We start from the raw sequence: 23438 nt of genomic DNA, 5'->3' as shown, positions 1-23438 counted from the left end.
GTTATTGAATTATCTCTTTTTTATTATTTAAAATTTTTATAAAAAATATAGCTTTAAAAGCGTTTTTTATAGATAATAAAATCTTAAATGAATTAATATAAAGTCATTTATTAATAAATATGTAATCAATATAATTTTTTTAATAATTAAAAAACTATAAATTTGCATCGCAAAAGCCCATATGTCACTTAGTAAAAAAATTATTGAAGAGGCCATCACTTTTGACGATGTACTTCTTGTTCCTGCTTATTCAGAAATTTTACCTTCTCAAGTATCCTTAAAAACAAATTTAACACAAAAAATAGAGTTAAATATTCCTATTGTTTCTGCAGCCATGGATACAGTTACTGAATCTAGTTTAGCTATAACTCTAGCTAGGGAAGGAGGTTTAGGGTTTATACATAAAAATATGCCAATTGAACAACAAGCTTCAGAAGTAAATCGGGTAAAAAGATCAGAGAATGGAATGATTTCTAATCCTATAACACTCAGTAGAAAACATAGTTTAAAAGAAGCTTTAAGTTTAATGCAGGAGTATAGAATTTCAGGTTTACCTGTGATTGAAGAGGATGATACTCTTGTTGGCATTATTACCAATAGAGACATAAAATATCAATCGAATTTAGAGCAAAGGGTGGATGAGGTAATGACCAAAAATAATATTATTACTTCAACTAAAGATACTTCATTAGAGCAAGCAAAACAAATTCTTTTAGATAATAGAATTGAAAAGTTACCTATTACTGATAAAAATAACAAATTAATTGGATTAATAACTATCAAGGATATTGATAATTTGTTAGAATACCCAAATGCTTGTAAAGATTCTAATGGCAGATTAAGGGTAGGGGCAGGTGTAGGAGTTGGAGTGGACACACTGGATAGGGTTGATGCTCTAGTAAAAGCAGGTGTAGACATCATTGCTGTAGATTCTGCGCATGGACATTCCATAAATGTTATTAATAAAATTAAAGAAATTAAAAATTCATTCCCTGAATTGGATGTTATTGGAGGAAACATAGTTACGGCAGAAGCAGCCAAAGATTTAATTGATGCAGGTGCAAATGCACTCAAAGTGGGAGTAGGTCCAGGATCTATTTGTACGACAAGAGTAGTTGCAGGGGTAGGTGTTCCTCAGTTATCGGCGATAAATAACGTTTTTGAATATGCTTCACAACACAATATTCCGGTTATAGCAGATGGAGGTATTAAATTATCAGGGGATATAGTGAAAGCTATAGCTAGCGGAGCATCATGTGTTATGTTAGGTTCCTTATTTGCTGGAACGGAAGAAGCACCCGGGGATGAAATAATTTTTCAAGGAAGAAAGTTTAAAAGTTACCAAGGAATGGGTTCACTATCAGCAATGAAAAGAGGAAGTAAAGATCGATATTTCCAATCAGAGGCTAAAAAATTAGTTCCTGAGGGGATTGAAGGTAGAGTTCCTTATAAAGGTAAAATATCTGATGTTGTGTATCAATTGTGCGGAGGAATTCGTGCTGGTATGGGCTATTGTGGAACAAAAAATTTAGAAGAGTTGAAGCGAGATAGTAAAATGGTGAAAATTTCTTCAGCTGGATTAAAAGAAAGTCATCCTCATGATGTTATAATTACTCAAGAGGCACCCAATTATACAAATTAATACTAAATAAAAAGCTTCTTAATATTTTAAGAAGCTTTTTTTACAATTTAAATTATAGTCAATTTTACAAATTTATTTTTGAGATAACTATCTGTTTTATTTTACGATATGTTTGTTCTTTATCTAGGAAAGTATTATCTATTAAGTAGGCATTTTCAGCCATTTTTAAAGGAGACAATATTCTATGTTCGTCAATGTAATCCCTTTTAATTAAATTTTCTTTGACTTCCTCATAGGTAATAATGGAAGATTTATTTTTTAATTCTAAATATCTTCTTTGGGCTCTTATATCAATACTAGCAGTAATAAAAAATTTTAAATCAGCGTTTGGAAATACTACAGTACCAATATCTCTACCATCCATAACAATACTTTCGCTCTTTCCTAATTCTCTTTGTTTTTCAACTAGAAAACTTCTTACTTCAGGGATTTTTGCTATGGTTGAAACTGATTCTGATACTTTTAAATCTCTAATTTTGGGTTCAAAGTTTTCATCGTTTAAATAAATATCATTCGTATTAGTTATAGGATTATAGATAAATTTTAAGTGAATATTTTTAAGTGCAGCTATTACTTTTTTTTCATTTATTGAATGACCTTCATTAAAATTAATTAAACCATAAAGAGTTATTGCTCTATACATAGCTCCCGTATCTATATGTGTCCAACCCAGATCTTTGGCTAAAGATTTAGCATAAGTACTTTTTCCGGTGGAAGAATGCCCGTCAATAGCTATGGTATATATCATTTTTATAAATCATTTAATAACCCAAAAGATCCAATATTTCTTTATGGCTCTGTTCTTCTCTAAAAACTTTATAATTTAATTTACCATCTTTGTCTTTGTCAATCAGAATATGTTTAGGTCCTGGAACCAAACAATGATGTACTCCTCCAAAACCACTAATAGAATCTTGATAAGCACCGGTATTGAAAAATCCTATATACAAAGGCTTTTCTTCATTAAATATAGGTAGATAAATAGCGTTTACATGTTGCTCTGAATTATAATAATCATCGCTATCGCAAGTTAATCCGCCAAGAAAGACTCTCTCGTAGGAATCTTCCCACCGATTAATAGGTAGCATTACAAAACGACGGGATATTGCCCAAGAATCTGGTAAAGTCGTCATGAATGAACTATCAATCATATTCCACTTTTCTCTGTCATTCTGTCTTTTTTGACTTAATATTTTATATACTACACCACCACTCTCACCTACGGTAAAAGATCCAAATTCAGTATAAATGGTAGGTTCTTCAACCCCTTCTCCTTCACAGAATTTTTTAATTTGATAGGTGATTTCATTAATCATATAATAATAATCATAATCAAAAGACAATGAAGTTTTTACAGGAAATCCACCACCGATATTAAGGGAATCTACTTCTGGTGCAATTTTTTTTAATCTAGCATAAACACGTAAGCATTTATAAAGTTCATTCCAATAATAGGAAGTATCTTTAATTCCAGTATTGATAAAAAAATGAAGCATTTTCAATCTAGCAAAAGGATGATTTTGAATTCTTTGTGCATAGTAAGGGATTATATCTTTATATCCTATTCCTAAACGGGAGGTATAAAATTCAAACTTAGGTTCTTCTTCAGAAGCAATTCTTATTCCTACATTGAAATTACTATCAATACTGTCTGATAAACGTTCTAGCTCTTTAAAATTATCTAAAACAGGAATTATATTACTAAATCCACCGTTAATCATTTCTGCTATATTCTTAAGGTATTCCTCAGTTTTAAATCCGTTGCATATAACCTCAATATTTTTATCCACCGAACCTTTTTCGTATAGCTTTTTTATAATTTCAATATCATTAGAAAAAGAAGTTTCTAGACTTATATTATTTTTTAAAGCTTCTTCTACAACAAATGAAAAATGACTAGATTTAGTGCAATAACAATATTTATAATCTCCTTTATAATCATTTTCCTTAAAAGACTTTTTAAACCATTCTTTGGTTTGCAAAATATTTTCAGAAATCTTGGGTAAGTAATTAAATTTAAATGGAGTTCCAAATTTTTCAATGAGATCCATCAATGGAATATCGTGAAAAAGTAGATTTCCATCATTTACTTTAAATTCAGGTTGAGGAAAATCAAAAGTTTGTTGTATTAAATCGTAGTATTTTATTTTCATTTTATATTTACGAAAAATTTATTATACAAATATCTTTAAAATTTGTAATTCTAAAGTAATAAATGTAAAATATTATTTTTTGTAATATATTGAATTGCATTATTTATAAAATTATTAAAAAAATAAATTAGAGCATGTTAAAAATTTTCCAATATCGTACCATTGATAAGCCTATAACGGATTTTCTTCTAAGGGTTAAAGGGAGTAAATTTTATGGATTATTATTCTACATGGAGAATGAAAATGATTTAAATATTCTATTACAAAATACGAAAGCTCTATATCCACAAGCTACTCATTATTGTTATGCTTACCGAATCGGGGTTAAAGGGGAAAGATTTAGAGTTAATGACGATGGAGAACCCTCAGGAACCGCTGGTTTACCCATATATAATCAATTATTATCCGCAGATATAGTTAATGTTTTATTAATTGTTGTAAGGTATTACGGAGGAACTAAGTTAGGGGTAAGTGGTTTAATAAAAGCATATAAAGAATGTTCACTTCAAACAATTAGTCAATCTAATATTATTGAGAAAGAAATATATGAGTGTTATGAATTAATTTTTAATTACGATAAACAATCCTTAGTTATGAATTTTTTAAAAAAATTACAAATAGAACCAATTTCCTTTAACTTCTTAGAAAATTGTAGTGTTAAGATTGAAGTTCCCGTAAAAAAAAGAGATTCGTTTCTTGATAAGTTTAATCCATTATTTCTGCAAAAATTTGTTAGCTATAAATTATTAGCTTAGAATTTAATTATTAATAAAATTTTCTCTGCTTCATATAAATGAATAAAAAAATCAATATTATGCATATTTAGTTTTAATCTTAAATATTTATTTATAAAGTAATTTGTATTAACAATCATTTTTTATAAACAAATATTTTTTAAAGTTGTAATTTCATTATTTAATAGCAATAAATTTTTTTAAAAGCAACAGGAAATCATCTTTTTTTTTTTAAAATAAATTAGGACTTTTGCACGGTAAACGAAAGAAGATTATACATTCGTTTCTATAAAAAAAAATCAGTATAAAAATGTCAAAAACTTCGATTTCTGTTTGGGATTCTTGTCTTCAATATATCAGAGATAATATTTCTGAGAAATCTTATTTGACATGGTTTGAACCTGTAAAGGCAGTTAAATTACAAGAGAATGTATTAACCATACAAGTACCTAGTAAGTTTTACTATGAATATTTAGAAGAGAATTATATTAAAATTATAAAAAGTGCATTAACTAAAAATTTAGGTAAAGATGCTAAGCTTGTTTATTCCATTATGATGGAAAAAAAACAAATGACTGAGGAACCTTATACCGTTAATATTTCAAGTTCGCAAAAAGCTAAAATACAAGTTCAGGAAGTTGATGCTCCGCTCTTTGTTGAAAGAGGAGTTAAAAATCCATTTATAATCCCAGGATTACAAAAATTAAAAATAGATAGTCAACTAAATACAAATTATACATTTGATAATTTTATTGAAGGAGAATCTAACCGTCTTGCTCGTTCTGCTGGTAAGCAAATAGCTAAAAGACCTGGTGGTACTTCGTTTAATCCGTTTTTTATTTATAGTGGTGTTGGGTTAGGAAAAACTCATTTGGCACATGCAATTGGGCTAGAAGTTAAAAGGCTTCAATCAGGTAAGACCGTTTTGTATGTTTCCATGGAAAAGTTTTGTCAACAGTTCCAAGAAGCTACAAAATCTAACAATAGAAATGATTTTATTCATTTCTATCAAATGATAGATGTCTTAATTGTAGATGATATTCATTTTATTTCAGGTAAAAAAGGAACCCAAGAAGTTTTCTTTCATATTTTTAACCACTTACATCAAAGTGGCAAGCAAATTATTTTAACCTCTGATAAATCTCCAGTAGATATTCAGGATGTAGAGCAACGATTAATTTCCCGTTTTAAATGGGGATTATCTACAGAAATTCAGGTGCCTGATTATACTACAAGATTGGCGATTTTGAAACAAAAGATGGAATTTGATGGTATTGAACTTTCAGAAGAAGTACTTGAATACATTGCTCAGAATATTAAAACTAATATTAGAGAATTAGAAGGATCTCTTAATTCAATTATTGCGCAAGCCACCTTTAATAAGAAAGAGATTACTTTAGAACTTGTACAAAAAACTTTAGATAGCTTAATAACAAATTCTAAAAAAGATATAACCATTGATTTTATTCAAAAATTAGTTTGTGATTACTTTAAAGTTCCTATAGATTTATTACAATCTAAAACACGTAAGAGGGATATTGTACAGGCAAGACAGATTGCTATGTATTTTGCTAAAAAATATACCAATGCTTCCTTAACTTCCATTGGGAATCAAATTGGAAAGAGAGATCATGCTACCGTACTTCATGCATGTAAAACAGTAGATAATTTATTTGAAACAGATAGGATGTTTAAAACCTATGTGGATGATCTTAATAAAAAATTAGCTTCGAATATATGAAAATATTAATGGTTTGTTTAGGGAATATTTGTCGTTCACCTATGGCAGAAGGTATTTTAAGATCTAAACTGCCGGAAAATTTTATTGTTGATAGTGCTGGTATCGCAGATTATCATGTTAATGATAAACCAGACAAAAGAGCTATTGAAATCTGTAAGGAACATAATATTGATATATCTCATTTAAAAGGTAGACAATTTTTGCCTTCTGATTTTGATGATTTTGACTTGATTTATGTGATGGATCATGCTAATTTTGGAGATATAATCTTTAAAGCAAGGAAGGAAGCAGATAAAAAAAAGGTTAGAATGATACTTTCGGATGTTTACGAAAATCAAAAACAACAAAGCATTCCCGATCCTTACTATGGTGATGAAAATGATTTTAAAAAAGTTTTTCAACAATTAGATTTAGCTTGCACTTCAATTGCTGAAAAACTCTTAAGTGCTAATTAATTAATTAAAATTTCTATAAAATTAATTTGTATCAATGGATATTAATTTATCCATTGATTGCTTCAACATTTTCAACTTCGTTAGGAAGCATCTGCTTTAATAAGTTTTCAATTCCATTCTTTAGAGTTATGACCGATGATGGGCATCCGCTACAAGCTCCTTGTAATATCATTTTAGCCGTTTTAGTTGTCTCATCAAAAGATACCAAATCTATATTTCCACCATCTCCAGACACTGCTGGCAAAACATATTCATCAAGAATTTTTTTTATTTTTTCTTCAATTGGAGTATATTCTTTTCTATCTGAATTTTCAATGCTTTCTTTAACAATTAATTCATTTAAATAACTGATGTCTTTATTATCCTTCAAGTATTCAGAAATATTGGTACGTATTTCCATGGCTATTTCTTGCCAGTCAAAATCCTTATTTTTTGTTATTGAAATAAAATTATCACAAATAAAAATTTCTTTTACATAAGGAAAACTTAAAAGGTATAGCGCTAGCGGAACATCTTTTGCTTCATGAACATCTTTTATCTCAATAATTCCTTCTACTAAAATTCTGCTAGTAACAAACTTCATTACCTCTTGATTAGGAGTGGATTCTGCATAAACAGTTATTGGATTCTTTTGAGGCTTAATAATAATTGATGGATTTGCTAATAATTCATCAATAATAATTTCTTTAATTTCGTTTTTTACAAGTTCCCAATCTATACTTTCATTTTTTTGCAGAGCAATAAAATTTGCAGTTATTAAAATTTTAGTTATAAATGAAAATTTCAATAATTCTTGTGCTAAAGGTATATTTTTAGCTTCATCAAAATTTGAAATTTCAAAACTGCCTTCTACCAAAGTATGTGGGGCAACAAATTTTATGATATCTTTATTAGGTGTATTTTCTATTTTTAATTCCATGAAATATTTATTTTTAACAATCAAAAATACGTAACTTGTTCTTATGATTAAAGTAAAATGTAAGATTGTATAAAAATATGGCTATAATTAAGAAAATTTTAGATAAAACTCCACTATGGGGAAAGGATTGTTTTTTAGCAGAAAACTCAGTTTTAGTAGGGGATGTTATATTAGGTGATGAATGCTCTGTGTGGTTTGGAGCTGTTATAAGAGGTGATGTAAACTTTATTAAGATTGGTAATAGAGTAAATATTCAAGATCATGCTATTATTCATTGTACATATAATAAATATAGTACAACTATTGGGGATAATGTATCTTTAGGTCATAGAGCTATTGTACATGGTTGTACTATAAAAAGTCAAGTATTGGTTGGGATGGGTTCAATTGTAATGGATGATGTTTTAGTGGAAAGTAATTCTATCATTGCAGCTGGTGCAGTTGTAACTCAAGGCAAACACATTAAATCTGGAGAAATATGGGCTGGGGTTCCTGCCAAAAAAATTGGAGAAGTTTCAACGGAATTAAAAGATAATGAGATTAATAGAATTGCTGCTAATTACGTTGAATATAGTAGTTGGTATAAATAATATTATATATTTATTTCACCATTCCATTGAAGGATTAGTATAATTAAATTTATAGATATTAATGACATAAGTAAAAAAGGGAAAAATATTATTTCCCTTTTTATTTAATAATTTTATATTGCATTTACATGTATTGATTTTATAGCTCTTCCTGAGGGATCTAGATTATTTTGAAAGGATTTATCCCATTTTAAAGCTGTAGCAGAACTGCACGCTATGGATGGTATAGATGGAACTGTCTTAGCTGCTGCTTGAGAAGGAAAATGTTTTTCAAAAATTGTTCTAAACCAATATTCTTCCTTCGATTTTGGGGTATTGATTGGAAATTGTTCTTTTGCAAACTTCATTTGATTGTCAGAAATTTTTTTATCAGCAGTTGCTTTTAAAGAATCAATCCATGAATAACCTACACCATCTGAAAATTGTTCTTTTTGTCTCCATAAAATTTCTTCAGGTAAATATTGTTCAAATGCTTTTCTTAAAATGTATTTTTCAATATTTCCATTTCCGCACATTTTATCCTTTGGATTTAAATTCATTGCAATATCAATAAATTCTTGATCTAAGAAAGGAACTCTTCCTTCTACTCCCCAAGCCATCAGCGATTTATTGGCTCTTAAGCAATCATAAAGGTGCAAATTCTCTAACTTTCTAACTGTTTCTTCATGAAATTCTTTGGCATTGGGTGCTTTATGAAAATACAAATATCCTCCAAACAATTCATCTGAACCTTCCCCAGAAAGCACCATTTTTATCCCTAAGGATTTTATATATCTTGCTAACAAGTACATAGGGGTAGATGCTCTAATAGTGGTTACATCATAAGTTTCAATATGATAAATTACATCTTCTAAAGCATCCATAGCTTCTTCTATTGTAAAATGAATTTCATGGTGATTGGTTCCAATATAATCAGCAACTTTTTTAGCTGCGATTAAATCAGGAGCTCCTTTTAGCCCTATGGCAAAAGAATGTAATTGATTTGTTCTAATACTTGAATATTTATCGTTCGATGTTTCATTAAAAATTCTTTTTGCTATTGCAGATATTATTGAAGAATCCAATCCTCCAGAAAGGAGAACACCATAGGGTACCTCAGACATTGTTTGCCTTATTACAGCATCTTCTAATCCTTTTTTTAATTTTTGAATGTCTGAAATATTATCTTTAACGTTGTTATATTTATCCCAATCCTTAAAATACCATTTTTTTATTATTGGTTCGGGACTATAGTAGTAGCAACCAGGCTCAAATTCTGTTATTTCATCGCAAATTCCTTCAAGTACTTTTAATTCACTTGCAATATAAAGTTGCTTATATTCATCATATCCTATATAAAGGGGTATAATACCTAAATGATCCCTACCAATTAAAAATGTATTTTTTTCTTTATCATATAAAGCAAAAGCATATATACCGGAGATGTAGTCAAATAATTTTAAACCCTTTTCTTTGTATAATGCTAAAATAACTTCACAATCAGAATTTGTTTGAAAAGAATAATTATCTTTTAAATCATATTTTAATTCTTTGTAATTATATATTTCACCATTAGCAATTAGAATTAAATTTTTTTTCTCATCGTATAAAGGTTGGTGACCGGATGATACATCCACGATGGATAATCTTTCATGTACCATTATGGCGTTATCATTAAAATAAATTCCTGATGAATCTGGACCTCTATGACGTAATTTTTTAGACATATTAATTGCTTTATATCTAAGCAATTGTTTATCCTCAATTATATTAAAAATACCTACTAATCCACACATAATTTAATTTTTAAATTTACTTCAAAATTATATTTATGTGTTATTTTATAAAATAAAAAAAGTATTTTTAATTAAATATATTAACTAAATTTAAAAATATAGTTAATGTTATAAATCTATATTAGATTTGAATTTAGATTTTGTTTAAAATTTTAAGTTAGTTAATTGTAAATTTAATTGAATTGTTTGCTAAGTATATATGATTCACTCCAACATGCTTGAAAATTAAATCCACCAGTAATTGCATCAATATTTAAAACTTCCCCTGTGAAAAATAAATTAGGTATAAGTTTTGATTGCATATTATTAAAATCTATTTCTTTTAAATCAACTCCTCCACATGTTACAAATTCATTTTTGAAAGTACTTTTGCCTATTATATCTAGTTTGGAATTTGTTAAAGATTCAGCAATTCTATTTATTTCTTTTTTAGATATTTCAAACAGAGGTTTTTTTATAATGTTTAAATGATTAAGAAGGTTCAACCAAAATCTTTGAGGAAGGTTATAAATTTTTATATTATAAATATCCATTTTTGGATGAGCATTTTTATAATTTGTAAGTAATTCCCTTGCATCATCAAAGTTTTCTGTAATCCAATTGATTCTTAATTGAAATTTATAATCTAAATCTGCAAGATATCTAGCCGCCCAAGAGGATAATTTTAGTATAGCAGGGCCACTTAATCCCCAATGAGTTATTAATAACGGACCACTTTCTTTAAAAGGTGTATTTAGTATATTAAGATCTGTTTCCGCTAATGAAATGCCTTGAAGATTTTCAATCAGTGGATGATTACAATTAAACGTAAATAAACTAGGGACTGGTGGAATTATTTTATGACCAAGTTTTTCAATAGTATTCCAAATTTTTTTAGAACTACCTGTAGCTATAACAACTGCATCTGCATAGTAGATGTCTTTGTTTGTCAAGATTTCAAATTTATTATTTGTATAATTAATTTCTAAAACTGTTGTTTCATAGTGGATTACGACATTATTTTTTTTAGTTTCAGATAAAAGTGCATCAATAATTGTTTGTGAAGAATTAGTTTCAGGAAAAACTCTTGAATCATTTTCAATTTTTAAATGAATGCCTCGTTTTTCAAACCATTGAAAGGTATCTAAAGGCTGAAATTTTGAAAATAAACTTAAAAGTTCTTTATTTCCTCTAGGGTAATTTTTAATTAAATCTTTAGGTTTGTAGCAGGCATTTGTAATATTACATCTACCGCCTCCAGAAATCTTTAATTTTTGTAATGGATTTTTGCTCTGTTCTAATAAGCTGATATTCCAATTACTAGTTTTAATATTTGAAGATAAAAAAAAGCCTGAAGCTCCACCTCCAATTATAATTAGATGTTTCAATGTAATATAATTTATTTATACAAAAAAGGTTAGAAATACTCTAACCATTATCTTAATTTTTTTTAATTATGCGTTTAATTCTTGACAGCAAAGAATTATCATAATTTTCATCTTCTTCAAAATAACCATAACCATAACCATAACCATAACCGTATCCATACCCGTATCCATACCCATAACCACCTGGATTTACATAATCATTGAATATTATTCCTATATGGTCAATTTCTTCATTGTTATACTTTTCATTTATACTTTTTAACAATTGCTTATAGGTATAATTGCATCTGGTAACATATAATCTAGCATCCGAGAATTTCATTAAATCATAGGCATCAATTACTAGTCCTACTGGTGGAGAGTCAATAATTATATAATCATACCTTTCTCTAAGTGTTTGAATTAATTGTTCATTTTCATCACTAATTAGAAGTTCTCCTGGGTTAGGAGGAATTGGACCAGCAGAAATTATATCTAAATTATCATATTCAGTTTTCTTAATTATTTCATCCAATGTATTATTTCCGGCTAAATATCCGGATAAACCAATTTTGTTACTAATTTTAAAATCATCGAAGATTCTTGGTTTCCTTAAATCCATACCGACTAAAACTGTTTTTTTACCACTTAAAGCTAATACGGATGCAATGTTTATAGATATAAAAGTTTTTCCTTCACCACCAATGGACGAGGTAATTAAAAATACTTTACCTCCTTGTATTGATTTTTCGTTAAAAAGAAATCTCATATTAAACCGAATGGCTCTAAAACTTTCTGCAATGCTGGACTTAGGACGTTGAAAAACAGCAAGATTATTTTCAGTGTTTTTAGAACCTATTGCTCCAATAATAGGTATTTTGGTAGCAGATTTTAAATCTGAAATTAATTTTAATTTATTATCCAATAATTCAATTAGTACAAGAATAATAAAAGGTATTATTAATGAGCCTCCTATATAAGTTAATTTATTTTTTTTAATATCTGGAGTAATTGGACCTTGACCAATATTTTTTGCTTTATCTAATACTGTAATATCCGAAATAGTTGTAGCTTTTCGCATTTCAACTTCAGAAAGCTTATCTAAAAGTGTATTATAAATACTATTATTTAATAAATAACCTCTTTGAGCGTTAATAAACAATTGTTCTTTTTCAGGTAAGGCATCAATATCAAGTTCTAAATTTTTAATTTGCTCATTGATACTAATTAATTTATTATTTAGCTCTTTGGAGGAGCTATTTAAACTTGAAATTGCTTTATTTTTAGCATTGTTAATTTGATAATTTAACTCTTTTATGGGTTCCGAATTTTCTCTGTAGAGCAATAATTTTTCTTTTCTTTCTTTTTCTAAAGATTCAATGGTTTGAATGGCTGAATTGAAAGTGGAATTTTCAATTCCCATAAACTCACCATCAATCAATTCATTACTATTGTAGACTGATCCTCTCAATCTGCTAAAAACTAATTGCTTGGATTTGAGTTCTTCTTTTTGTTGATCTAATCCTTGTATTTTTGAAAGTAAAATATCAGTACTAACATCATTCTTTGAAAAAACTTTATTTTCAAGTTGTACTTTTTTAAAAGAAGCTGATGCACTATCTAATTTAGTCTTGGTTATTTTAATCTGATCTTTAATAAACTTAATCGTATTTAAATTAACTTGATTTTTATCTTCAATTCTTCTCTTAATTAATTCATCAATGGATTTATTTAAAAAATTTATAGTTCCGTGTAGACTCAAACCTGTTTTAGTAATAATCATAATAGAAGGTAAGTCTTGATCAAAATTTATATTTATAGAAGATTGTATTTTTGATACAGCTGAATTAATATCTGATAAATAAAAATAATAGTCGAGATTAATTGGATTCATACCAAATTTATCTTGATAATCATCGTTTTTTACAAATTTAAATTTTAAATTATTGGTTTTTATCCAAGTATTTAAAGGAGCAATTAACTCATTTTTATATTGATCTTTCCTATGAATATACTTCTCTGAATTAAAATAATAACAACTCTCATTCAATTCTTCAGGAAATATTAATTTAAATTTTTGATTGGGTAGCAATTGAACATTAACATTTGTGTTTAAAGCTTGTGCATAGCTTGTATCTATAACTATTTTGTAAGGTAAATCAACATAATCTATTTCTGTAGTTTTTATTTTTCCTTTACGATAATAATTGATATATAAATTTAACGACTTAACTAAATTTTCATTGTGAGTTCTTGAAGTAAGTAATTTTTTATAAAATATACCTTGAGTAGCTCCTCCGCCACCTCCCCAAATAAAGTTAATGGATTGACTAGGGGCTAAAACACTTGATGTACCCGTTGAAATACTAACTGTTGCTGAAGTTTGGTAAAATCTGTCTGAAAATCTATTTACTAAAAAAGCAATAACCCATCCTATGATAAAAGCAATAACAAACCAGTACCAATTTTTTATTAATCTTCTAATAAATCTTTCAATACTAAAAAAATTATTATCTAATATATCAGAATTTTTTTTCTGATTTAGTTTATTTTGTGAAACATTTTGACTGTCTTTAGTGGAATCCATACAATAAATAAATTATAATGTTTTGAAGAATAAATAAGTTGTTATAGCTTGTATTCCCACAGATAAAAATTGAGTAACATCTCCAATAGTTGTTCCACCTCCTAAACCAGATATTTTTTCCTTAAGAGGATCTATTATGATTTGATCTCCAGACTGTAAGTAAAAATAGGGGGAATTCATTATATCTTCTCGTGTAACGTCTAATACAATATTTTTTTTCCCCTCTGGATATTCTCTAATAATTCTTATGTGTCTTCTATCAGCAAATCTTGTTAAATCTCCAGATTTAGCAATAGCTTGTAATAAATCAACTCGATTAGACTGTTCTAATTTTTCACCAGGCGCACCAATTTCACCGATCATATAGTAACGAATAGCACCTAAATTCATACGAACTTCCGCTTTCCCTTCGTTATAAAGGACTTCATTTAACTTGTTTTGAACTAATTCAGTTACTTCTCTTAATGTTAAACCGTATACATAAAATTCTCCTAAACCATAAATAGATATATAGCCATTAGGGTCAACAATTAATCCAGTCATTCTAAGTGAGTTATCATTTCCTGTAATACCCCCTTTAAACCGTGTTGTATTTTCTGAGGCTAGAAATTTAGCAGCATTCTGATCTGTTGTTATTAAAGTCATTGCTAAAATATCATCCTTTTTTATTCTATAATTTTCATATACAACGGGGATTAAGCCGTACTCATTCAATTGCAAATCTTCACTTGGTTGTAAATATTTTAAGTCTTTTATGCCTATACAGGAATTAAAAAATAATAAAATAAATAGTGTGACTGATATATGGCTAATTTTCATGATAGATTATTGATTTACAAAAGTAATTTATTTTTTTAAAATACCGTATAAGTTAATTAATTCGGCATTTATTTCATTTTTAGAATTAAGTTCAAGTTCAAGTTTTAATTTGCTGAATGAATTATTACAATTTTCTATTAATTCATAAGGATAGTATAGTTCTTCTTCCAATTTTTCATGGTCTTTTGTATTTGAAGTTATATATATATTTTTTGTAAGATATTCTAAATCTAATTTCTTAAGTAATTCTAACAAAAGAATTAATATTTTATGTGATTCCTGCATATTTAATAAATATATACCTGAGGGGTTAGATGGATTAGATATTTCCATTAGACCTCTTGCGGCTTGAAATTTTGAAATAAAATATCTTTTCATATTTGAATCAGTTATGGTTAGATTTTTATTATTTTCAATTTGATATTTAAATATTGGAAATACAGATCCACTACTGTTAAACACATTACCAAAACGAATTATCTTAATAAACGAATTGTTTGTATAAATTATTTTATCTAATAATTTTAATTCAGCAATTCTTTTAGTAATACCCATTTTATTAATAGGGTTCACAGCCTTGTCTGTAGATATATAAATAAATTGATCAATATTATTAATTAATGAAATATTTAAAAGATTAATCGTACCATCAATATTATTAGTAATAGCTTCAGTCATGTTATCTTCTAATATATTGATGTGCTTATATGCGGCAGTATGATAAACAATATTTATGGTGAATTTTTTAAATATTTCATCTATAAATGATGTATTTCTAATATCACCTAGTAAAAACTTTATCTTATTAAGATTTATATTTTGTTTTAAATCTAAATGAAGATTAAAAATAGCATATTCTGAATGATCAACTAATATTATTTTTTTTACATTTTGTAGTAATAGATATTTAATTAGAGAAGATCCTATTGTCCCACCTCCAGTTACTAAAATAATTTTGTTTTCAAAAAAAGAATAATTTAGTATTGAATAATCAATTTTTTTTTTGAATAATTCGTCAAAAAAAACAGTTTTACTATTAATTATTATTGAATCCTCTTTTTTAAAATCAAACATTTCTATAATTTTTTTATAATATTAATAATCTTTTCTAAATTATCTAAAGTAAGATTATCACCGGATGGTAGACTTAAACCATTTTCAAATAAGAAATTATCCAAAATTTTATTTCCAAAATATAGAGAATTTGCAAAAGCTTTTTGATTATGTAATGGATTCCATAAATATCTTGTTTCAATATTATTAAAAGCTAAAGAGTTTTTAATTTTATGATTTATATTTGTTGGAAATATAAATGAACTTAACCACCGATTTGAAAAACTTTTATAAGATTCATATTGATGTTGGATATCAAATTTTTCTTTTAAGAATTTAAAGTAATGCTTATAAATCTCTCTTCTTTTATTAACTTTTAAATTTAACTTCTCAATTTGTGAATCTCCAATGGCAGCTAATACATTACTTAAAGCGTAGTTATAACCTAATTCATTATGCAAATAATAATCGGTATTTTCCTTTGATTGATTGGATAATTTTTTTGCGTATTCAAGAGATTCAATATCTGAAAGTATTATAGCACCTCCAGTAGAGCAAGTTATAATTTTATTACCATTAAAAGATAAAATCCCTATTTTCCCCAATGCGCCTAAAGGTTGATCATTATATTTAGAACCAAATGCCTCTGCGCTATCTTCTATTAATACAATTTTATTAAGATTACAAATTTTAATTATTTCATCTAGCTGTGCAGGCATACCATAGATATGGGCTAATATTAAAGCTTTAGGTTTTATTTTTTTTTTATTTAATTGCTCAATAGCTAAGTTTAAGTAATCGGGAGATAAATTCCAAGTCTGTTCTTCACTTCCAATAAATATAGGTATGGCTTTTTCATATAAAATTGGAAATGCAGAAGCAGCAAATGTAAAATTTGAACATAATACGTAATCATCTTTTTGGATATTAACAATTTTTAATGCTAAATGTAAAGATGACGTTCCGCTATTGGTTAATAATATTTTTTTGTTGAAGTATGAATTAAGTTTATTAGTAAAGTCATCAATAAAAGATCCCACTGGAGATATCCATCCACTATCAAGTGCTTTTTTTATATTATTATATACTTTGTAGTCTATGTTTGGCGGAGATAAATAAATTTTTTCATCCATAATTTTTAGAATCTTTCTTTAAAATAAGGGGCAGAAATGAAAATACAAATCCTAAAAAGAGAATAATAACTAACAAAATATTAACGTTCAAATGGCGTAAAAAGTAAGCGACAATTATAATGAATGCATTTTCAATTACTAAAATCATTGATACCTGTTTATGTGTTAAACCCAGTTTAAGGTATCTATGATGCATATGGTTTTTATCAGCTTTAAAAGGAGGGGTTCGATTGTATAATCGAATTAAAAAAACGCAAAGAGTATCAATAATGGGAATTATTAAAATTGCCATCGCAATTGCTGGTGCAGATTGAAGATTATACATAGGACCACCTTCAGCATTTTTTAACAAAAATAAATTTAAAAATTTTACAGCCATAAATGAAAGTAAAAAACCCACAATCATAGAACCTGTGTCTCCCATAAAAATTTTATATTTAACTGAAAAATTAAATTTTAAGAATGCTAGAAGACTGCCTATGATAGTTAAGGCTAACACTATCATTGCGTAGTTAATATTAGTACTTAACCTCCAAAAGGTAAATATAAATGCGCAACAGGCCAATATGGCTATACCAGAGGCTAAACCATCTATGCCGTCGATTAAATTAAATGCATTAATAAGGAAAATAAATACAAATACGGTGAAAATAATACTTAACCAATAAGGAATTAAATTAATTCCCATTATTCCAAAAAAATGGCCAATACGAACATTTGAGCCTACACTAATCATAATAGCGGTTATAATTTGTGTATAAAACTTCTTATTTGGAGCAACAACCAATATATCATCCATTAATCCGATAAAAAATAATATTATAATAGCTGCAAATAAAAATATGTAACTAGTAAATAGTTCATATGCACATATGGAAGACATTACAACTATAGAATAAAAGATTGCAATTCCACCTAAATTAGGTGTCTTCCTTATGTGAGAACTTCTTTGGCCTGGAGTAGCCATTAAGTTTTTTTTATACGAAACTCTAATTATTTTGGGAACTGAAATATAGGTTAACAAAAACGTACCCAAAAAACCTATTACACATCTTAAGAAAAAACTATTTATACCAAATAAATATTTAATATGTCTAATATCGAATTCTTCCATTTTATATTATTCTGAATATTGCATCAGAATTATGCAAATTTATAAATTTAAATAATATTTAATAACTATTAATTAATCTTAATAATTTTAATTCATAATTATCCCATGTGTATTTTTCTTTAATTAATTTTCTTGCATTCAGACCAATTCGAGAATATTTTTCCCGATTTAATAATATATCGTCAATTAATATTGACATTTTAACAGGGTCATCTTCAACTAAATAATGTTCATTAGGAATACCAAAAGTGATAGGTCTTGCTACTTTATGGGTTAGTATATTTATTTGTCCTAATGCCATAGACTCTAGCACTTTATTTTGAATTCCTCCACCGATCTGCATGGGAGATACCACAAGAGTACATGATGTTAATATATCATAAGGATTATCAATATAACCAGTAACGGAAATATTTTTATACTTATTACTATACTTAGTTATTTCTTTGGAGGGATAAGCGCCTAAAATAATAAATTCGTAATCACTTTTGACTAGATGATGAACATTTCTTATGTACCACAGTACAGCTTCAATATTTGGTTGGTAGTCCATTTTGCCAAAAAAAACGACTTTTTTAGAAATTGTATTTTTTTTTAAACTATATCTAAATAATTCGGGATTAACTCCATTTGGAATCCAAGTTGTTTTTCCATATTTAGTATAAAATTCTGATTCATATTTATTTACAAAAAAAGTATTATTAAATTCAAGTATGTTTTTTTTTTCGTATTCTAAAACCTTTTTTCCTTCAATTTTATATATATATTTCCAGAAGATTGATGTGGATTTCTTTTGAGCTTCTAAATAATGAAGCCCGATAGAATCAACAATATCAAGAAATTTAATTTTTTTTGAATCTTGAACATATTTACTAGTTCGAATAAGATTATTAATTATAAAATCACAATTTTCAATCTCTAGATTTATTTTATCTTTAATAGATTTAAAATAATAATATGAAACTTGTATAGGGTCTTTTTTTAAAATTCCTCTAATTGAATTTAAAAGAAATCTATATTTAGGAAATCTATAAACAAAATATTTAGTAGTGTTTTTTTTTAAAAAATTTTCTGAGACTTCATTATAGGATTCATCCGTTATTAAAACGATAGTTAAATTAAAATTTTTGGATAAAATCTCAACCAGATTCTTACTTTTAACTTTATCACCTCCAACGGGTGGATATGGATATCGGGTTAAAAATAATAAGCAATTTTTCATTTAATTTAGATTATCTGTATTATAATTAGAAATAATAAATTGAATTAAAATTAATGGTGTAAATAAATGTATCTCCCATAAAAATTCAGTACATGCAAGATATATTATATATGGTATGGCTAAAATTATAAAATTTAATAAATTTATTTTTTGAATTTTATTTTTACATGTAACGTAACTAAGATATGAAAGTATTATGTATAATAAAAACCCAATTATGTTTTTAATACTTATAAAATTTGAAATCAAATGATTAAATGTATTATTGTAGATTCCCGAAATGTTGACTCTTATAAATATTATCGTTAATAAAAAGCTTAAAAGTGGCAACCAGATATGTTTAAATATTTTTAAAAATTCAACCATATTTAAAATAAACTTCAAATTTTTATTTAATAAAATTGAAATATAAAAAGGAATGATTAAAAAAATTGATTCTGTATTACAGGTTGCAATAATTACGGTTAAACAAAGTAAAAAAATATTTTTTGCTGAATAATTATATTTAATATTAAAAATTAATTTTATAGATAAGAGCAATAATAGTATCCCAATATTATTATATATTGTAATAAAATATTGAGAAATTGCTATTATTGATATTAAATATAAATACAAAAAAAGTGAGTTTTTAAAACTATTTTTTAAATTATTATTAATGATTCTAAATAAAACTGTGCATGTTAATATATAAAAAAAAGTATTGAATATTACTATGGCTAAATAAAAATTAGTTCCAATAGTATTCATAGGAGCAAATAATGGATACTTTTTAAGCGATTGTAGTAACGGTAATGTAATTTTTAAAAAAAATATAAATATATCTCTAGATAAAAAACGATAAATGTTATTACCTTCAAAAAATAATGATGGAGGATTATAAGTTCTTGAATTTAATGGGCTATTTAGAGGATCAAAACCTAAATAAATAATGCTATAAAGAATAGTAGGTAATAATATGCAATAAATAAAAAAATTAAATTTATTATTTTGATTATCCATTTTAAACTAATTTAATATTATTTTTTTTATATACAGCAAGTATAAATTGCCCTAATAATAAAGGCATATATAATCTAATTTCAAATAAGATTCCCGCAACTAATAAAGTTATTATATATGGTAAAGAAAAAAATATAAACTTTTTTATATTTTCTTTTTGAGATTTAAAAGTAGAAAGTTTAAAAGATATTATAGTCATTAAAATATAAAATATAATACCTATAACATTTTTTATTTCTTTAAAATTATTAAAGAAATAAAAACCTTCAATAAATGAGGTTTTATTAGTGTTTATAAAAACTCTTAATCCGATGTAAGTTATAATAAAACTTAAAATAGGTATAAATAAATATTTCAAGTATTTTATTATAGTACTGCAATTAAATAATTTTTTTAAATTTTTATTAAAAACAACTGAAGCGTAAAATGAAATTATTAATGCTGAAGATTCTCTATTTAAAGTTGATATAGTTATTATCATCGATAACATAATTAATTTTAAATAATCAAACTTTAAATCTAAACTTAAGATATATTTAATAGATAATAAAAATAAAAAGTTTGATAAATTATCAAATGGGGTTATAACATATTGAGAAAAGGTTAAAATTAATATAATAAAAAAGTATACCCAATATATGTATAAGTTTATGCAGTAACTAAATAATATTTTATATAATATTGAGCAAGTTAAAATAAAAAATATTGAATTATATACTATAGTCAAAATATAATAATTGCTTCCAATATATTTTAAATCTATTTCAAAATATTTATTTAAATTATATAAATAATTATTGGTATAAATGTGCAAAAAATCTAAAATTTCTCGTGATAAGAACCTATAGTTGTATATGCCTTTATAATAAAGTTCAGGTAAATGATTAATTTTTGAATGTATTAACGTATACTTTGAACCAAATCCTAAATATGTTATAATAGAAAGTATTGTTGGAAATACAATACTAAATAAAATAAAATTTGTTTTATTTTTTTTATCCATAATTATAGAAAATTAATTTTTGGTTCGATTATTGGTACTGTATGGTTGGGGCGTGAAATATTTTAAATTGAATTCTTTAGCGTTAAATACTGTATTAAATTTATCAAAACCTACTGCTTGAGCATTATTCCAATATCTAATGCTAATTAAATAAACATAGATAATAAAATATGTATAAATTAATTTACTACGTCTAGAATAAAAGACTAACATACCAACAAATATACATTCATATGTTTGATATATTGCTGCTAGTCTAATTGAAAATATAGGATTTCCGTGAAATGAGTAATAAATGAAAAAAAAGGCAATAATTAAGTTCCTAACTTTCATGTAGCTACCGTCTAAATCATTTTTTAGAATGTTTTTATCATTAGCAATAATTATTATGAATAATATAATCTTAACTACTTCAGTTAAAGTAAATCCAGTATCTTCACCAAAATTTGCATAAGAATTAAATGATTCTGCAGCTAAACTATCTGATGAAATTGAGTTTGCCCATTCACCAATCAATATGTATGGTTTTAATGGCCATAAAATTAACCCTAATATGACAATAAAAATAGCTTTATATGTTGAAATATTTAAATTTGCTATCCAATAAGCAGGTATAAACGCAATTGAAGTTTTATGAGTATTATAAGCTACAAGCATGCAAATCAGATATGGCAACAACTTTCTAGAATTAATATATTGAAAAGAATACATACATAAAGATCCAGCTAATGCTTGCCTCATATGCCCCATATCACTTACAAAAAAACCTGGCATGAAAAAATATAAAAGTGAAAAAAATGGTAGAGGTGAAAAGTTATATATCGAAAAACCTTTCAAATAAATTGAAATTCCTGCATAAACCAATAAAAAAACATTAAAAGGCAATAGGAAAATGCCGATAAATTTTGATATTATTACGTAAGAGGGTTCGATACCTAATGCTCTACTAAACACTTCATTCCAAGGTATTAAACTATTCGATGCCATATATAAGTGAAAATATGGCCAATAATCAGCTCCTTGTGCTACTCTTAGGCCTGCTAATAAGATAAAAATCACACAAAAAAAGATAAATATTGACTTGCTAAGCTTAGTTTTATTTATTTCTTTGAAGCTTAAAAGAGTAAGAATAATTAATATTAAGTAATATATGGGATGTAACATCTATTAAAGTTTAGCTAATTGTACAGCATAATATAATATTTTTTTTATATTCAGACTTAACAAATAATTTTTATTAAATTTTTTAAATAAAATAATATCAATAATATTTATATTTTCACGAACAACTAATTTTTTAAGACTTAAAAACATCATTTTTTTTACTTCATCATTTTTTATTTTGCCATAATAAGCCAGAAAGCAATAAAAACCTTGAAATATTATAAAATTTTTCCATGTAGAAGTGTTCTTTTTAAAAATTGATGCTGTAAAGTCTTTTCTTACAATTTCGATAGCACTTAGCATATCTAAGCCTTTTATTGAAAAATTTTGACTTATTGAGTTTTTTCTTACAAAATAATTATAGAAATATTTATTAGATTTAGCTATGACTGTTGAACGTAGAATTAAACGAGGTATAGTTGCATTATCTTCAAAATGTAATCCTACAGGAAACATAATTTCTTGAAACAAATCTTTTTTAAATATTTTATTGCATGCAAAGTTTTCAATCTCACCAAATATATAGAAATGCTCACTTAAATTTATTTTTTCAGATAAATTTTGAAATTGTGGCATTAATTTCTTTATTTTTCCAAATTCATTAACTTTCTTTAATCCACAAATAACGATGTCAGCATTGTATTTAGTTCCTAGATGATACATATTAAACATCATATCGTTATCAATCCAATCGTCACTATCTACAAAAGCTAAATATTCACCAGAGGCATTTTTAATACCGGTGTTTCGCGCATCACTTAATCCTCCATTTTTTTTGTTGATTATTTTTATATTTGAATATTCACTTTCAAATTTTTTTAAAATAGAAAGTGAATTATCAGTAGATCCATCATTTACACATATTATTTCTATTTCTTTTAAAGTTTGTGATATAATAGAGTTTAAACATTTGGTTAAATAAATTTCAACATTATAAACAGGGATAATTACTGAAACTTTATAGTTCATAAACAATTATAAATTAA

18 protein-coding genes are annotated in these 23438 nt (G+C 26.2%); 5 read left to right on the top strand and 13 right to left on the bottom strand.

Going from position 1 to position 23438, the window contains the following annotated elements:
- Positions 1–181: 181 nt before the first annotated feature.
- On the top strand, positions 182–1642 hold the full coding sequence (gene guaB, locus ETU10_RS10900) for an IMP dehydrogenase (RefSeq protein WP_146312230.1): 1461 nt from the start codon (positions 182–184) through the stop codon (positions 1640–1642).
- A gap of 64 nt (positions 1643–1706) precedes the next feature.
- On the opposite strand, the gene cmk is transcribed toward guaB, so the two are convergent.
- Positions 1707–2390, bottom strand: coding sequence for a (d)CMP kinase (gene cmk, locus ETU10_RS10895; protein WP_146263157.1), 684 nt, complete (start codon positions 2388–2390; stop codon positions 1707–1709).
- A gap of 13 nt (positions 2391–2403) precedes the next feature.
- Positions 2404–3795: a type III PLP-dependent enzyme domain-containing protein gene (locus tag ETU10_RS10890; protein ID WP_146293278.1), complete on the bottom strand. Its 1392-nt coding sequence runs from the start codon at positions 3793–3795 to the stop codon at positions 2404–2406.
- 134 nt (positions 3796–3929) lie between these two features.
- Here ETU10_RS10890 and ETU10_RS10885 point away from each other — a divergent pair, with 134 nt between their 5' ends.
- From ETU10_RS10885 to ETU10_RS10875, 3 genes are all read left to right on the top strand, one after another.
- Positions 3930–4550 (top strand): IMPACT family protein, encoded by a 621-nt coding sequence (locus ETU10_RS10885; RefSeq protein ID WP_146312228.1) that lies wholly within the window; start codon positions 3930–3932, stop codon positions 4548–4550.
- A 289-nt stretch (positions 4551–4839) separates the two neighbouring features.
- Complete coding sequence (dnaA, locus tag ETU10_RS10880; protein WP_146312226.1) at positions 4840–6270, top strand: chromosomal replication initiator protein DnaA; 1431 nt, start codon at positions 4840–4842, stop codon at positions 6268–6270.
- Positions 6267–6725, top strand: coding sequence for a low molecular weight protein-tyrosine-phosphatase (locus ETU10_RS10875; RefSeq protein ID WP_246118469.1), 459 nt, complete (start codon positions 6267–6269; stop codon positions 6723–6725). Before dnaA ends, ETU10_RS10875 begins: the two co-directional genes overlap by 4 nt.
- Positions 6726–6771: 46 nt before the next feature.
- Here the strand turns inward: ETU10_RS10875 and ETU10_RS10870 are convergent, their stop codons facing one another.
- Positions 6772–7644 carry a NifU family protein gene (locus ETU10_RS10870; RefSeq protein WP_146312224.1) on the bottom strand — a complete coding sequence of 291 codons (873 nt, stop codon included), beginning with the start codon at positions 7642–7644 and terminating at the stop codon, positions 6772–6774.
- 77 nt (positions 7645–7721) lie between these two features.
- On the opposite strand from ETU10_RS10870, the gene ETU10_RS10865 reads away from it, so the two are divergent.
- Positions 7722–8234, top strand: coding sequence for a gamma carbonic anhydrase family protein (locus ETU10_RS10865; RefSeq protein ID WP_146312222.1), 513 nt, complete (start codon positions 7722–7724; stop codon positions 8232–8234).
- A gap of 113 nt (positions 8235–8347) precedes the next feature.
- On the opposite strand, the gene asnB is transcribed toward ETU10_RS10865, so the two are convergent.
- From asnB to ETU10_RS10815, 10 genes are all read right to left on the bottom strand, one after another.
- Entirely contained in the window at positions 8348–10009 is a 1662-nt protein-coding gene (gene asnB, locus ETU10_RS10860; protein WP_146312220.1) for an asparagine synthase B, read from the bottom strand.
- Positions 10010–10182: 173 nt separating this feature from the next.
- The gene (locus ETU10_RS10855; RefSeq protein WP_317129724.1) at positions 10183–11376 is read right to left on the bottom strand and encodes a BaiN/RdsA family NAD(P)/FAD-dependent oxidoreductase; all 1194 of its coding nucleotides are present in this window, start codon (positions 11374–11376) and stop codon (positions 10183–10185) included.
- A gap of 52 nt (positions 11377–11428) precedes the next feature.
- Positions 11429–13942 (bottom strand): exopolysaccharide transport family protein, encoded by a 2514-nt coding sequence (locus ETU10_RS10850; RefSeq protein WP_146312215.1) that lies wholly within the window; start codon positions 13940–13942, stop codon positions 11429–11431.
- A gap of 12 nt (positions 13943–13954) precedes the next feature.
- Positions 13955–14761: a polysaccharide biosynthesis/export family protein gene (locus ETU10_RS10845; RefSeq protein ID WP_146263166.1), complete on the bottom strand. Its 807-nt coding sequence runs from the start codon at positions 14759–14761 to the stop codon at positions 13955–13957.
- A 27-nt stretch (positions 14762–14788) separates the two neighbouring features.
- Positions 14789–15835 carry a polysaccharide biosynthesis protein gene (locus ETU10_RS10840; RefSeq protein ID WP_146312213.1) on the bottom strand — a complete coding sequence of 349 codons (1047 nt, stop codon included), beginning with the start codon at positions 15833–15835 and terminating at the stop codon, positions 14789–14791.
- Positions 15836–15837: 2 nt separating this feature from the next.
- Positions 15838–16947 (bottom strand): DegT/DnrJ/EryC1/StrS family aminotransferase, encoded by a 1110-nt coding sequence (locus ETU10_RS10835; protein ID WP_146312211.1) that lies wholly within the window; start codon positions 16945–16947, stop codon positions 15838–15840.
- On the bottom strand, positions 16940–17914 hold the full coding sequence (locus ETU10_RS10830; RefSeq protein ID WP_246118468.1) for an MraY family glycosyltransferase: 975 nt from the start codon (positions 17912–17914) through the stop codon (positions 16940–16942). Before ETU10_RS10830 ends, ETU10_RS10835 begins: the two co-directional genes overlap by 8 nt.
- A 205-nt stretch (positions 17915–18119) precedes the next feature.
- Positions 18120–19283: a glycosyltransferase gene (locus tag ETU10_RS10825; RefSeq protein ID WP_146312207.1), complete on the bottom strand. Its 1164-nt coding sequence runs from the start codon at positions 19281–19283 to the stop codon at positions 18120–18122.
- Positions 19284–21300: 2017 nt separating this feature from the next.
- Positions 21301–22452: an EpsG family protein gene (locus tag ETU10_RS10820; protein ID WP_146312205.1), complete on the bottom strand. Its 1152-nt coding sequence runs from the start codon at positions 22450–22452 to the stop codon at positions 21301–21303.
- A gap of 3 nt (positions 22453–22455) precedes the next feature.
- A complete protein-coding gene (locus tag ETU10_RS10815) occupies positions 22456–23421 on the bottom strand; it encodes a glycosyltransferase family 2 protein (protein ID WP_146312203.1) in 966 nt (321 codons plus the stop codon).
- Positions 23422–23438: the final 17 nt, after the last annotated feature.

Source organism: Apibacter muscae (genome assembly GCF_007845595.1).
Lineage (GTDB): Bacteria > Bacteroidota > Bacteroidia > Flavobacteriales > Weeksellaceae > Apibacter > Apibacter muscae.
Note: the sequence above shows the minus strand (reverse complement) of the source record. Positions and strands in the feature narration are given on the sequence as shown.